The sequence below is a fragment of the Nannocystis bainbridge genome, assembly GCF_028368995.1.
GTDB lineage: Bacteria > Myxococcota_A > Polyangia > Nannocystales > Nannocystaceae > Nannocystis > Nannocystis bainbridge.
The window spans coordinates 1,642,044-1,654,553 of record NZ_JAQNDL010000003.1 but is presented as its reverse complement, the minus strand read 5'-3'; the positions used below and the strand labels follow the sequence as shown (position 1 = coordinate 1,654,553).

Sequence of the window (12,510 nt, the reverse complement as noted above, 5' to 3'; positions counted from 1 at the left end):
GCGATGGCGTCGCAGCGAGCGACCGCGCGACCGCGCCGTCACTGCTGCAGGACGCGAGCGGGCGTGCGTCTCGATCGCGCGAGCGAGCCCGCGAGCGATCGCTCAGCCCGGCGGTTGGTTGATCTCGCCGAGGCTGAGGCCGCCGGGGTAGGCGTAGCTGATCCGGCAATCGTAGCCGTAGACCTCGATGCCGAACTTGACCGCCTGGCTGCGGATGTCGTGCGGGCCGTCGGGGATCAGGAAGCGGGCGTAGGCCAGACCGCCGACGCCGAGCGGGGTCGGTGCCGGCAGGGCAGCGCCGTCGAGCTCGATCGTGTCCCAGCCGGCCTCGGGGCCGACCACCGTGAGCATGTCCCAGCCGTAGGTCTCGGGGGTCAGGAAGGTGTAGCTGCTGCGGTGCTGGGCGGTCGGCGGGATGAAGGTGATCGCGGGGTCGCCGAGCTCGGTTGTGTCTAGCGAGGGGATGTCGCAATTCTTCGAGATGAAAGCGCCGGGGTACGCGACGTCGTCCTTGGGCCCGTGCGATTGGTCCTGACTCAGCATGTAATGGGCGACCATGAACGCCTCGGTGCCCTCGACGCGGAACGAGGCGGCGGTGAGCAGCTCGTGGAACTGGCCCTCGTCGAGCATGGCCTGGCCTTGATGATCGCCGGTGAAGGTGAGGACGGTGCCGTCCTTGTCGGCGATGAAGCGGTAGAGGTCGGGCTCGTCGCTGCGCGGGCGGAACTTGACGACCGCGTAGTCCTTGCCCCACGCGGTGCGCGGCGGGACCTGCTCCTCGAGGTAGTCCTTGTAATAGTTCATGCCGGGGCCGGGCAGGCTCATCGCCGGCGAGCCGGTCATGACGGCGACGGGGGCGGTGCTGCTGACGCGCATGCCGGTGAAGTCGGCGACGCTGCCGCTCGGCGAGACGATGCGCAGCGCCTGCTGGGCGTCGACGGTGTGCGTGGAGCTGCCGCCGGCGACCAGCGCCGGGACGCCGCCGCCGGCGTCCGTACCACCCTGCATCGCGGCCGGCATCTCCACGGTCACCTGGTTGCCGTCGACCATGCTGAGGATGCTGACCCAGCTCGCGGAGAAGTCGGTGTTGTGATAGCTCGGGACCAGGTAGTCCTGGCCCCACGCGTGCGCCGGCAGCAGCAGCGAGGCGTCGGCGGTGGCGACCTGGGACGACGAATAGGGGCTGAACTGATAGGCCACCACCGGGACGTCGCTCTCGAGCCGCAGGACCTGCTCGAGCACGCCGGTCTGCACCGGCATGGCGTGCTGCGACAGCGCGTCCGAGAGGGGCGCGAGGATGAAGGTGTGCAATTGTTTGGGCGCGACGACGGCGGCCTCGAGGACCTCGCCGGTGGCGCCGAACAGGGTGACGTTGGCGTCGACGTTGCCGCTGGTGTTGGCGGCGACGACGGCCCACGGCAGGTCGATGCCGCTGTCGCCGACAGTCGGGGCGAACAGGCAGCCGGCGCTGGTGAGGTTCATCGCCGCGAGCTCACAGGTGCTCTCGTCGAGGGGCCCGGTGTCACCGAGGTCGGGCATGGCCCCGAGGTCGAACTTGGCGCTGCTGCTGGTGGTGTCGGCGCCGGTCGGGGCGAGCGTGGTCGAGGTCGTGGGCGCGCTGGCGGCGGTGGTGGTGGCGGTGTCGGTGGTGCCGGGGCCCGCGGCGGTGTCGGTGGTGACCGGCAGCGCGGAGGTGCCGGTGGACGTGGCGCTGTCGGTGGTGACGGCGGGCGGGCCGGCGCAGGCGTAGACGAGGAGGCATAGGCCAGGAGGTAAGCTGCGGCGCATGTGAAGATGGTAGGCCGAACGCCGCCGCGAGGCGATCGCCCGCGCGCATGGGTCCATCCGAAGCGAGGTTCGTGTGCGCGGACGAGCGCGGCGGGCCGGCGTGGCGGGCATGCGTGGCCGATGCCACGAGGGCGGACGCGGCCCGGTCGCTGCGGGCGCGGGACGGGCCGGCGGCGGCCGCGAACGGCGGCGGCGTGGAAACATGGGCGAGGCGTCGGCGCTCACCCGAGTCGCGCGCCGCGGGCTCGCGCGAGGCGACGCCGCGGGGCGCGAGCAGGATGGTCGAAGAGACAGGTTACGCGGTCACGCGCGACCACGCGTGGTCCATCGCCGGGAACACGAATTCGGCGGGTGGCGGCAGTCCGCCGAGGAAACTCTCGAGCTGGAGCAGCGCGGCCTCCCAGCCGCCGCCGCCGCCGCGAGCGTCGTCGGCGTCGGGGCAGGCGAAGTGCTGGAGCTCGAGCGAGGTGCCGGCGCCGTCGCGAGTGAGGCGGAGCTCGACCTCGCTGTCGGCGAAATCACCGTAGCGCCAGGTGGTGCGCAGGCGGGTCGGCGGCTCGCAAGCGAGGATCTTCACCGTGGTCGGGTGCGGCTGCGAGAGCTCGAGCACGACGGTGCCGCCGACCTCGAAGCTGCCCGAGGGCCGGCCGAACCAATTGCGGAGCGCGTCGGGGTCGGTCCACGCGGCCCACACGCGATCGATCGGCGCGTCGAGGCGGCGGCGCAGCAGCGAGGACCAGGTGCCGCCGTGATCGTGGATCTCGCGCTCGTTGCCCGCGGCCCACCGGAAATGGTCGTCCATGACCTGCATGCGCTGCTGGTAGTCGCGCTCGGCGTCGGCGAGGGTCGACCAGAAGCCGCGCGGAGGCCGCTCGGCGAGGGTGTCGGCGAGGATCGCGAGGTGGGCGTGCCAGCCGGAGGCGGTGCCGACCACTTCGTCGCGCGTGGGCAGGCGGCGGGTGGTCAAGACGAGGCGGACCCGATCGCCCTCGGGGGTGAGCTCGAAGCAGACCTCGGCGGGCTCGTCAGGGCCGCCCCAGGTCATTCGCAGCAGTCGCGGCGGGTCGCACTCGAGCACTTTCTCGAAGCCCTGCGCACCCTCGGCGCCCTTGTGACGCTCGGGGTAGGTCTTTTCGGACGAGAGCGAGGCGTGGTCGAAGCGGAACTCGGCGCGGCCGCCAGGGCGCAGCTCGAACTGGCCAGCGGCGAGCCAGCGGGCGCGCTTGTCGGAGTCGGTGAGGTATCGCCAGACCCGCTCGATCGGTCCGGGGAGCACCCGCTCGAGGCGTACGGTGCCAGGGTCGAGGATCTGTCCGTGGTCGTTCATGGTTGCTCCTTGCAATCGTGGTCTTCTTGCGCGAGCAGGGCGGCGAGCGCGTCGAGTCGATCGGACCAGAAGGCGCGCGTCTGCTCGACCCACACCGCCAGCTCGTCGAGCGGCCGCCGGTCGGCGGTGAGGAGGTGCTCGCGCCCGGCGACGCGCCGACGCACGAGGCCGGCGCGCTCGAGCACGCGGATGTGCTTCGAGACCGAGTTCAGCGAGATCGGGAACCGCCCGGCGATGTCGGTGACGCGCGCCTCGCCGCCGCTCAGGCGCTGAAAGATGGCCCGGCGCGTCGGGTCGGCGAGGGCCGACAAGGTGTGGTCGAGGCTCATGCGCGATGATGTTCACCCGGATGGGTGAGTTTTGGAAGGGCGAAAGTATAGAGGGCGCAGAGTGGGTCTCAGAGCGTCCAGGGCGATTAAAGGGCGGAAACGAGCGAGGGGCGAGATGAGTATTTCTGTCCCCTGGGACATGTCCAAAGATACGCTTGGAGGTCAGAGTTGGTCGCGCGGTCAGGTTTTGGACTGGAGCCCGGGTGTGAATCTCAAGTTATTGATTTATCAATATGATTTTGTATTTGACTTAATGAAACAATATTGAATATCGTTGCGCATGCTCAGCTCCATCAAGACCGCCCGGCTGCAGGCCCTCGCGGTCGTGCTGTGTCTGTCGGCCTGCGGCGAGGGGGGTGTGATGTCCGAGGCTCGAGTGGCGGCTGCCAACAAGGCGGCGGTGCTTCGTTTGTTCGACGAGGTGTTCAACGGCGGGCGGGACCATGTGCTGCGCGAGCTCGTCGCGGACGAGTTCGTCAATATCAATACCGGGATCGCCGGGCCGGAAGGGATGGCGTCGGGGGCGGCGTTCCTGCGCAAGACGTTCGAGGCGCCGCGGTTCGTCGTCGAAGACGCGATGGCCGAGGGCGACCGCGTGGCGGTGCGGTGGAAGCTGTTCGGGCGCCACGTGGGGGCGTTCCGCGGGACGCCGCCGAGCGGCGACGCGGTGGTGATGCCGGCGATGTCGATGTTTCGCATGGTCGACGGCAAGATCGCCGAATCGTGGGTGCAGAGCGGGCCGCCGCAGGCGAGGGGGTCGTGATGCGGCTCGTCGTCTTCGGCGCGACGGGTGGGACCGGCGAGCAATTGGTGGCGCAGGCGCTGGCGGCCGGGCACACGGTGACGGCGGTGGCGCGCCGGCCGGAGGCGGTGACGGCGAAGCACGCGCGGCTCACGGTGCGGCGCGGTGATGTGTTCGACGCGAGCAGCGTCGAGGCGGCGATCGCCGGGCACGACGCGGTGCTGTCGGCGCTCGGGTCCGGGACGTCGCGCGCGCCGACGACGATCTGCCGCGACGGGGTGGGCCACATGCTGACCGCGATGGAGCGCTGCGAGGTGCGGCGGATCGTCTGCGTGTCGGCGGCAGGGCTCGGGGATGGAGAGTTGCAGCCGTGGCCGCTGCGCATGTTCATGCGGCACGTGCTGCAGCCGCTGCTGCGCCACCCGTTCGACGACTTGCGGGCGATGGAGGTGCGGCTGCGCGAGAGCTCGCGCGAGTGGACGATCGTGCGGCCGCCGCGGCTGACGAACGGGCGCCGCCGGGGTCGCTACCGGGTGGCGATCGATACGCCGCTGGCGCGGGCCGCGACGATCTCCCGCGCGGATGTGGCGGACTACGTGCTCGCGCACCTCGACGACCCGGCGACCGTGCGCGCGTTGGTCGAGATCGCGTACTGACGCCGCGGCTGCGGTATGGTGCGCGCCCGCGATGGCCAAGCCCGAAGCCCGCCCGTATCACTCGCCCGCGCGCCGTCGCCAGGCCGACGCGACGCGGCAGCAGATCCTGGCCGCGGCGCGCACGCTGCTGGGGACGCACGGTTATGAAGACACGACGATCGACGCGATCGCCCGCGCGGCGGGGGTGGCGGCGCCGACGGTGTACGCGGCGTACGGATCGAAGCGCGGGATCGTGGCGGAGCTGATCCACCAGGCGCGGTTCGGAGAGGCGTACGAGACGGCGGTGACGGCCGCCCTGGCGACCGACGATCCGGTGCAGCGATTGGCGCTGGCGGCGAAGGTCGCGAGGACGGTCTACGAGGGCGAGCGCGTCGAGCTCGAGCTGTTGCGCGGGGTCGGTGTGGTGGCGCCCGAGCTGGCGGCGCTCGAGCGCGAGGGCGAGCTCGGTCGCCGCGAGGCACAACGCGGGCTGGTCGAGGCGATGGCGAGCGCGGGGCAGCTGCGCGAGGACCTCGACGTCGAAGCGGCGCGCGACGTGCTGTGGGCGATGACCAATCGGGAGCTGTTCCGCCTGCTGGTATCGGGGCGCGGCTGGCCGGGGGAGCGCTACGAGCAATGGTTGGCAGGGATGCTGAAGTCGGCGCTGCTGCGTGACAGCGGTGTCGTGCATGACGGCGAGGTCGTGCGCAATTCGACGAAGAAGCAGCAGCGATAGCGCGTGACCACAGCGCTCGCTCGCGCCGCGTTTGCGCGGTCGCGGTGAACATGGGGGGCGTTCACCGAGGACGGCGCGCCCGGGAACGGGTGCGGCTCGACGCTCCGGTGCGCACGTGCTAGACGCTCCGCATGCTTCGAATTTCCTTGAACTTCGCAAACCCGCGGGCGAGCGCATGGCTGCTGGGTCTGGCGCTGGTCGCCTGCAAGCCCGAAAGCGGCGAGACGGACTCCGACTCGACCACCGGCACGAGCACCGGGACGACGGACGAACCGACCGGCACGAGCGGGCCCACGAGCACCGGCGAGCCCACGAGCACCGGCGAGACGACCGAGAGCACGACCGAGAGCGCGACGACGGAGGATGCCAGCACGACCGAGGATCCGCCGCTGACGACGACGACGGGGGTGGACTGCGAGAACTTCCTGCCGCCGATCGAGCCGGGTGAGATCGAGCCGCTGACGGTCGGGACGGCGGTCGAGATCGCGTTCGTGGTGCCGGGGCTCGAGGACAACACGGCCTGGACGCTGACGGGCACGCTGCCGCCAGGGCTCGAGTTCACGGTGGAGTCGGGCATCCTCGCCGGGACGCCGACGGAGGCGGGGAGCTTCCAGTTCGACCTCGAGGCAGGGCCGATGCTGGACAACCCCGACTGCGGGACGGTGCCGTCGTTCACGAGCTACGAGGTGACCGTCGCCGAGTGAGCGCGCGAGTGCTGCGTCGCGGTGGCGGCGACGCGGCACGGACTCGCTATATTGTTGGTGGTGCGCTACGTGATTGCGTCGCGGCGCATCTGTCGACACGCCGGAACGTGAGGGCCTGACTGGCGATGAGGCGCGTGTGGCACCCTGACCCGGAATGAAGGGTCCTGCACCGCCGCGTCCCAATGTCCGAGGCTGGACTCTGTTCGCCGTCGCTGGCGAGGACGATGTCACGCCCACGGGGGATGGCCCCGCCGGCCTCCGCGCAGCCGCTGGCGCGCGAGTTGTCGGCGGGTACTTCGAGCTGGGCGAGCTGCTCGGCTCCGGCGGCATGTCGTGCGTGTGGGCGTGCAAGAACCTCAACGCCGCGGTCAAGATCCTCATGGTCGCGGACGAGGACGCTCGGCGTCGCTTCGTCGACGAGGGACGGATCCTCACGCACCTACGGCACCCACACCTCGTGCAGGTCCTCGCGGTCGGCGAGACCGACAGCGGCGCGCCGTTCATGGTGCTCGAGCGGTTGCCGGGGCAGAACCTCGACGAGCGGCTGGTGCGAGAGGGGCCGTTGCCGTGGCTCGAGGTGGTGGAGATGGTCGCCCAGGTCGCGGCCGCGCTCGAGGCGCTGCATCACGTCGGTGTGGTCCATCGTGACGTGAAGCCGAGCAACATCGTCGTGGTCGGCAGCGCGACCAGCCGGCCCTTCGTGAAGTTGATCGATCTGGGGATCGCCAAGGTCGACGCGTGGCAGCGCGTGCAGAGCTCGGCCGGGGTGCCGCCGCGGCACCAGACGGACGTCGGCAAGGTGCTCGGGACCGACGGCTTCTATCCGCCCGAGGCGCCGCTCGAGCGTCCGAACCCGAGGTTCGACGTGTTCGGGCTCGGCGCGACGATCTATCTGCTCTGCACCGGCCGTCTGCCGGATCCAGGGGATTATCGGCCGATGGGCGAGGCCCGGCCCGGCAGCGGCGTCCCGCCCGAGCTCGAGAGGCTGGTCGCCGACGCGCTCGCGCCAGCGCCGGAGGATCGGCTCGCCACGGTCGCGGAGTTTCAGCGTCGCTTGGAGCGGGTGCGGGTCGAGCATGTCGAGGATGATTCGCCGTTCCTGTTCGAGGGCTGCTACGAGCTGATCGAGCTGCTGGGGGCCGGCGCGAAGGCGGAGGTGCATCGGGCGTATCACCGCGACGCGATGCGCTACGTGGCGCTCAAGATCTTGCGCGAGCGAGCGAGCCAGGAGCCCGAGGAGCGGGTGCGCTTCGCCCGGGAGGCGCGGGCGCTGCGAGCGGTCCGTCATCCCGCGCTGCCGGAGCTGCACGACTGTCGCACGGCGATGACGCGCAGGCGGCCTTACATCGCCATGTCGCTGATGCGCGGCGTCTCGGCGCGCAGCATCTACCTCGGCGGCAAGCTGGAGCCCGGGCAGGTGCTCACGGTCGGCCAGCAACTGGCGGGCGCGCTGGCGGCCCTGCACGCGCACGGCGTCGTGCACCGCGACGTGCACGGGCACAACGTGCTGATCGATCTGTCGGGTGAGCCGAAGGCGGCGCTGATCGACTGCGGGATGGTCGAGCTCGAGGCGAAGTTCTACGCGGCGTTCGAGCAGCGCTACCCGACGCCGCCGGAGGCGCGGGTGAAGCTGGGGACCGGCGGGCTCGAGCGGCTCGACTGGACGGCGCCCGAGGCCCGCGCGGGCAAGGGCTGGACCGCGAAGAGCGACGTGTACTCGCTCGGGCTGCTGCTGTACCAGCTGCTCACGGGGCGGCGGCCGATCCGAGACGAGCGCGGGGAGCTGGTGTCGCCGCGCTCGCACGTGCCGGCGTGCCCGCCCGCGCTGGCGAACGCGCTACTGAACACGCTCGCGGACGAGCCGGGCGCGCGAGTCGACATGCGCGGGTTGCTGGCCAAGCTGGAGGCGGCCGCCGACGAGATGGCCGAAGAGACATGTGACGAGGCGGTGGGGGAGAGCGAGAGGGCCGACGCGCACGATGACCGGGTCGCCGTGGCCGCGCCGGTGGCCGAGCGTGGGGGCTTCGGCGGGGCGTTGGGGCGAGTGGCGGTGGCCGCGGCGATCGGGGCGGTGCTCGGTGGAATGGTGGTGTGGCAGGCGACGCGCGAGCCGCCGGTGATTGCATTGCCTGTCTCGCTGCCCGCCGCGCAGCCGGTAGAGGCGCCGCAGCCGATCAAGGCCCAGGAGCCGGAGCAGGTCGTGGAGCCCGCCTCGTCGCCGCCGCCGCCGCTGCCGACGATGCGTGACGCGGTCTCGCGGGCGACGGCCGAGCTGCGGCGCTGCTCGGCGCTGGCGGGCGGGCTGTTGCTGGTCGAGTTCGAGGCGGCGGCCGGTCGCAGCGAGTTCGTGCGGGTGCAGGCGCACGGCAGCGACGATGCGAGCGAGCGCTGCGTGCGTGAGGCAGTCCGGACGATCCGCTTCGCGCCGACGGAGGCGCAGACGTTCACCGAGGAGTACACGCCATGAACCTGATGTCCTGGTCACTCGCGGGCTTGCTCGCGTTCGAAGCCGCGTCGGCGCCCGCGGGCGCTGCGAAGGCGTGCGAGCTCACCGACAACCGCTGCAAGGCGGAGCTGTTCACGCGCCGCGCCAGGGAGGCGAAGAACGACGGCCAGCGGGCGCTCTACCTGAGCGTGGCGCACCGCTCGTGGCTGGCCCTGTTCGATCGGTCAGGTGATCCGCAGCACCTGTGCGCGGCGCGTCGCCTCTACGATCGGAGCGTGGCGATCAAGGATCAGCCGCCGGAGCAGCGCGCGAGCATCGAGCGGTCGCTGGGCGATCTGAGAGCGCGCGAGCAGAAGGCGGGGGTGCGCTGCGAGCGGCCGGTGAAGCCGTCGCGGGCCGATCCGCCGCTGCTGGTGGCCAGGGGCGAGGTGCAGCGAGGAGAGGGGCCGTCCGAGGCCGTGACGGGGGCCGTGGATGCGCCTCCGAGCCCTGCGAGCTCGCCTGCGGCTGCGGACAATGTCGCGCGGAGGCAGCCGATGCCGGAGGGCCGAGCGGTGGGTGAGCTGCTCCCGGTGTCGCGGCGGGCCGGGACGGCTCGCGCTGCGGAGTCGCGGCGGGCCGAGCCTGCGCGTGAGACCGATGCTTCGTCGCGCCGCGATCATGATCGCGAGCTGATCGTCGGCGGTGGCGTGACTCTGGGGCTGGGTCTCGTGCTCGCGGGCGTGGCGACGTACACCGGCGCGAGCATGCTGGGGGTTCGACGACAGGCGCGCGAGCTCCACGAGCGGGTCGATGGCCATGCAACGGACGCTCAACTCGCGCAGGACGCCGCGCTGCGGCGGGACTACGAGCGCCTGGGGACGCCAACGCTGGTGCTCGCGCTGGCGGGCGGGGCGGCGACGGTGGTGGGGGCGGTGCTGCTGGCCGTGGGCGGCCGTCGCATGGCGCGGAGGGCGTCGCAGACGGCCGTAATTCCCGTTCCTGGCGGTGTTGCTTTCCGTGCTCGATTTTGAGCCAATGCCCGCGAGGCCCCAGATGTCCACCGCTCTCCGCGTTTCGCTCTCCCTCGCGTTCGCGTCGAACCTCGCCTGCACGGCGCCGTGGCCGGCGCTTGTGGGCTGCGCCGAGGTCGATGCGTGCACGACCGGATCTTCGGGCGGTGAGGAGGCGAGCAGCGGCGGGGAGATCCAGACAGTGACCGGACCCGACGAGAACCCCGGCACCACGGCGGTCGAGGAGCCGGGCTCGAGCACCGGTTCGGGGACGAGCGGTGAGGCGCCGCTGCCGGTCGAGGTCGAGCTGTTCCTCGATCCGTCGCCGACGATCGCGGCCGGCGAGGTGCAGGTGTCGGTGTGGACGTCGCGGCCGGTGACGTCGATCGATCTGTTCGATGATGACGTGGCGCTGGTGCTCGCCGCGGTGCCGGCGAGCCCGGTGCACGTGTTCGAGGTGACTTCGGAGGCGGTGCCGGGCGACGGCTCGCACACGATCCGGGCGGTGGTGCACGCGGCCGACGGGGGGAGCGGCGAGGCGGAGAAGGAGCTGCTGATCGATGTGCAGCCCGGAGGCACGGACGTGTGGCCGCCGTACGTGAAGGCGGGGCCGATCAACGGGTTCTGCGGGGCGGCCCTGCTGGGCAACGGGATCGGGGCAGCAGGCTTCTTCGAGACGAAGGACGGGCTCGAGGCGGTGGCAGTGCGGATCGACGGTACGACGGGCCAACCGGAGGGCGCGCCGGTGCTGCTCGGAGCGGTGGCAGTGACGGGCGCGGGGCGCGGGCCGGCGATCGCGGCGGCGAGCGATGAGAAGGTGTTCGTGGCGTGGACGGAGCCGGCAGAGGCGACGACGCGGTGGGCAGTGTCGTGGGTGAAATTCGGGGAGGCGAAGGGGCAGACGTGGACAGGGCCGCTCGATTCGTCGGTGAACGCGATCGCGGTGGTGGGCGATGTACTGGTGCTGGGCGGGGCGGTCGCGCAAGGGCCAAACACGCATGACCTTTGGGTGTGGTGGGTGTCGGCGGAGACGGGCGAGGTGATCTCCGCGAGTTCGTTCGCGGCGCCGCCGGGAGAAGACAAGTTCAACGAGCGGGATGAAGTTGCGCGCGGAGTCGCGGTGGTGGGTGACGAGGTCGTGGTGGTTGGTGAGCGCGATACCACGAACGCAGAAAACGACCCCGTTCGACGGGCGACCGTTCTGCACTACACGCTCGACGGCGTTCCCGTTGCAGAGTGGACTTCGACGGGCGAATTGTTGGACGAGGACGCGGGGATGGCGATCGCCCCTCTGCGTGCGGGCGGCTTCGTGATGACCGGATGGGGTCGCAACAAAGAATCGATCCGTCAGGTCGTGACGCGCTGGTTCTCGGCACAAGGAGAAGCCGGCGCCATGCGCATCGAACCGACGCCCTCGAGTGAGGCGGTCGGCTTGGCGCTCGGCGAGGACCGCGAGGGCAAGATCATCATCGCCGGGACCCGGCAACAGCCCAAGACCGACGCGAACGCCTGGATCTTCGCAGTGCCCGGACCGTTCGGCGCGAGGGCATGGGAGGTCGTCCGTAATGGTCCCGGCCAGGGGCCCGACGAGGCCGCGGGTCTGGCGCTCGACGCGTGGGGGTACGCGTACATCACGGGCAGCGAGTTCGACGCCTTGCAGCCACGGGCGTTCGCTCTACGTCTCTACCCTTAGCCGTCACTGAGGCACGAACACGTCACACTGCGACTTGATCATCTTCGCCACGGTGGCGAAGTAGTCGTCGTAACCTTCGGCACAGATCGAGCCGAACAGGGCGTTCGGTTGCATGAGTTCGGTCCATGTGCGGAGTTTGTGCTCGGAGTTGTTGGGTTTGTAGCCGCACAGTCCCACGGGCTCGTCGACGTCGGTCGAGATCACGAGCAGGACCACCGCGTCTGCGTCACCTCCCTTTGCTTCCACGAGCGCGTCGCGCCAGTCCTTCGCGGTGCCCTCACTGAACGGATCGTAGGTGTCCTGGATGGCGACGACGACGAGCAGCGCGTCGTCGCGGAGGAAGCCTTCATTGCAGGCGCCGGGCGCGTCGAGGTCGTCGGCGAGCGCGAGGACGGTGGTCTCGGCGACGCCGTCAGCGCCGTTGGTGCCCATCGAGGCGATGCAGGTGAAGGCGTCCTCGGTCATGGGCTGGCCGGCGGTGATGTAGCGGAGGCCGCTGGCGAGCTCGCAGCGCTGGTTGCTGGCGTGCTTGCCGATCGGGTAGGTGACGCCCGCGCCGCGGATGGAGTCGCAGGGCTCCGGCGAGGTCCCGCACGGGTACTCGGGCAGGTCGGCGCAGATGTCCTGGCAGCCGACGCAGCTCGGATAACCCCAGAAGCCGGACGTGTTCGAGGAGAGGATGTGATAGTCGAAGTCCGCGAACTCGCTCTCCAGGGTGGCCATGAAGCCCGGGAAGCTGGCCTTGAGCCGCGCTTGCTTGATCTCCATCGTCGGATGGCTGCTGATGGTGAACAGGAGGTCGACCTTGCCCTTGCAGCCGGGAGGCGGGCCGTCGCCGCCGTCGGGGATCAGGCCGAGGTCGGGGATGGCGCCGGTCGAGCCCGAGGTGGAGCTGGTCGAACTGGTCGAGTTCTCGGAGCTAGCTGACGTCGAAGCCTCGCTTGAGGTTGTCGACGTCGAGGTGCTCGAGGTGCTCGAGCTGCTCCCCATCGGGGCCGTGGTGATGCTCGTGCTGAAGACCGTCTCCTGGCCGTCGCCCCCGTTGCACGCGGCAGCGAGCAGGACGGCGGCGAGGCTGGTGAGGCGCGGCATGAAGCGAAAGATAGCGTAGCCCGCCG

Annotated in this window: 11 protein-coding genes; 7 read left to right on the top strand and 4 right to left on the bottom strand. The window is 70.8% G+C overall.

Annotated features, from left to right (window positions below):
* Nucleotides 1-102 precede the first annotated feature (102 nt).
* From POL25_RS31840 to POL25_RS31830, 3 genes are all read right to left on the bottom strand, one after another.
* Nucleotides 103-1,788, bottom strand: coding sequence for an IgGFc-binding protein (locus POL25_RS31840; RefSeq protein ID WP_272090045.1), 1,686 nt, complete (start codon nt 1,786-1,788; stop codon nt 103-105).
* Nucleotides 1,789-2,083: 295 nt separating this feature from the next.
* Entirely contained in the window at nt 2,084-3,115 is a 1,032-nt protein-coding gene (locus POL25_RS31835; protein WP_272090044.1) for an SRPBCC family protein, read from the bottom strand.
* On the bottom strand, nt 3,112-3,444 hold the full coding sequence (locus tag POL25_RS31830; protein WP_272090043.1) for an ArsR/SmtB family transcription factor: 333 nt from the start codon (nt 3,442-3,444) through the stop codon (nt 3,112-3,114). The genes POL25_RS31835 and POL25_RS31830 overlap by 4 nt, the downstream gene beginning before the upstream one ends.
* 280 nt (nt 3,445-3,724) lie before the next feature.
* Here POL25_RS31830 and POL25_RS31825 point away from each other — a divergent pair, with 280 nt between their 5' ends.
* The 7 genes from POL25_RS31825 (at nt 3,725) to POL25_RS31795 (ending at nt 11,392) form a co-directional block, all read left to right on the top strand.
* A complete protein-coding gene (locus POL25_RS31825) occupies nt 3,725-4,207 on the top strand; it encodes an ester cyclase (protein WP_272090042.1) in 483 nt (160 codons plus the stop codon).
* A complete protein-coding gene (locus POL25_RS31820; protein WP_272090041.1) occupies nt 4,207-4,842 on the top strand; it encodes an NAD(P)-dependent oxidoreductase in 636 nt (211 codons plus the stop codon). The genes POL25_RS31825 and POL25_RS31820 overlap by 1 nt, the downstream gene beginning before the upstream one ends.
* 31 nt (nt 4,843-4,873) lie before the next feature.
* Nucleotides 4,874-5,557: a TetR/AcrR family transcriptional regulator gene (locus POL25_RS31815; protein WP_272090039.1), complete on the top strand. Its 684-nt coding sequence runs from the start codon at nt 4,874-4,876 to the stop codon at nt 5,555-5,557.
* Between the two features lie 131 nt (nt 5,558-5,688).
* On the top strand, nt 5,689-6,261 hold the full coding sequence (locus tag POL25_RS31810; RefSeq protein WP_272090038.1) for a hypothetical protein: 573 nt from the start codon (nt 5,689-5,691) through the stop codon (nt 6,259-6,261).
* A 154-nt stretch (nt 6,262-6,415) separates the two neighbouring features.
* Nucleotides 6,416-8,728 carry a protein kinase domain-containing protein gene (locus POL25_RS31805; protein WP_272090037.1) on the top strand — a complete coding sequence of 771 codons (2,313 nt, stop codon included), beginning with the start codon at nt 6,416-6,418 and terminating at the stop codon, nt 8,726-8,728.
* Nucleotides 8,725-9,720, top strand: coding sequence for a hypothetical protein (locus POL25_RS31800; protein WP_272090036.1), 996 nt, complete (start codon nt 8,725-8,727; stop codon nt 9,718-9,720). Before POL25_RS31805 ends, POL25_RS31800 begins: the two co-directional genes overlap by 4 nt.
* 22 nt (nt 9,721-9,742) lie before the next feature.
* Nucleotides 9,743-11,392, top strand: a complete 1,650-nt coding sequence (locus tag POL25_RS31795) for a hypothetical protein (RefSeq protein ID WP_272090035.1) — start codon at nt 9,743-9,745, stop codon at nt 11,390-11,392.
* A gap of 3 nt (nt 11,393-11,395) precedes the next feature.
* Here POL25_RS31795 and POL25_RS31790 read toward each other — a convergent pair whose 3' ends face one another.
* Nucleotides 11,396-12,484 carry a hypothetical protein gene (locus tag POL25_RS31790; protein ID WP_272090034.1) on the bottom strand — a complete coding sequence of 363 codons (1,089 nt, stop codon included), beginning with the start codon at nt 12,482-12,484 and terminating at the stop codon, nt 11,396-11,398.
* Between the last annotated feature and the right edge of the window lie 26 nt (nt 12,485-12,510).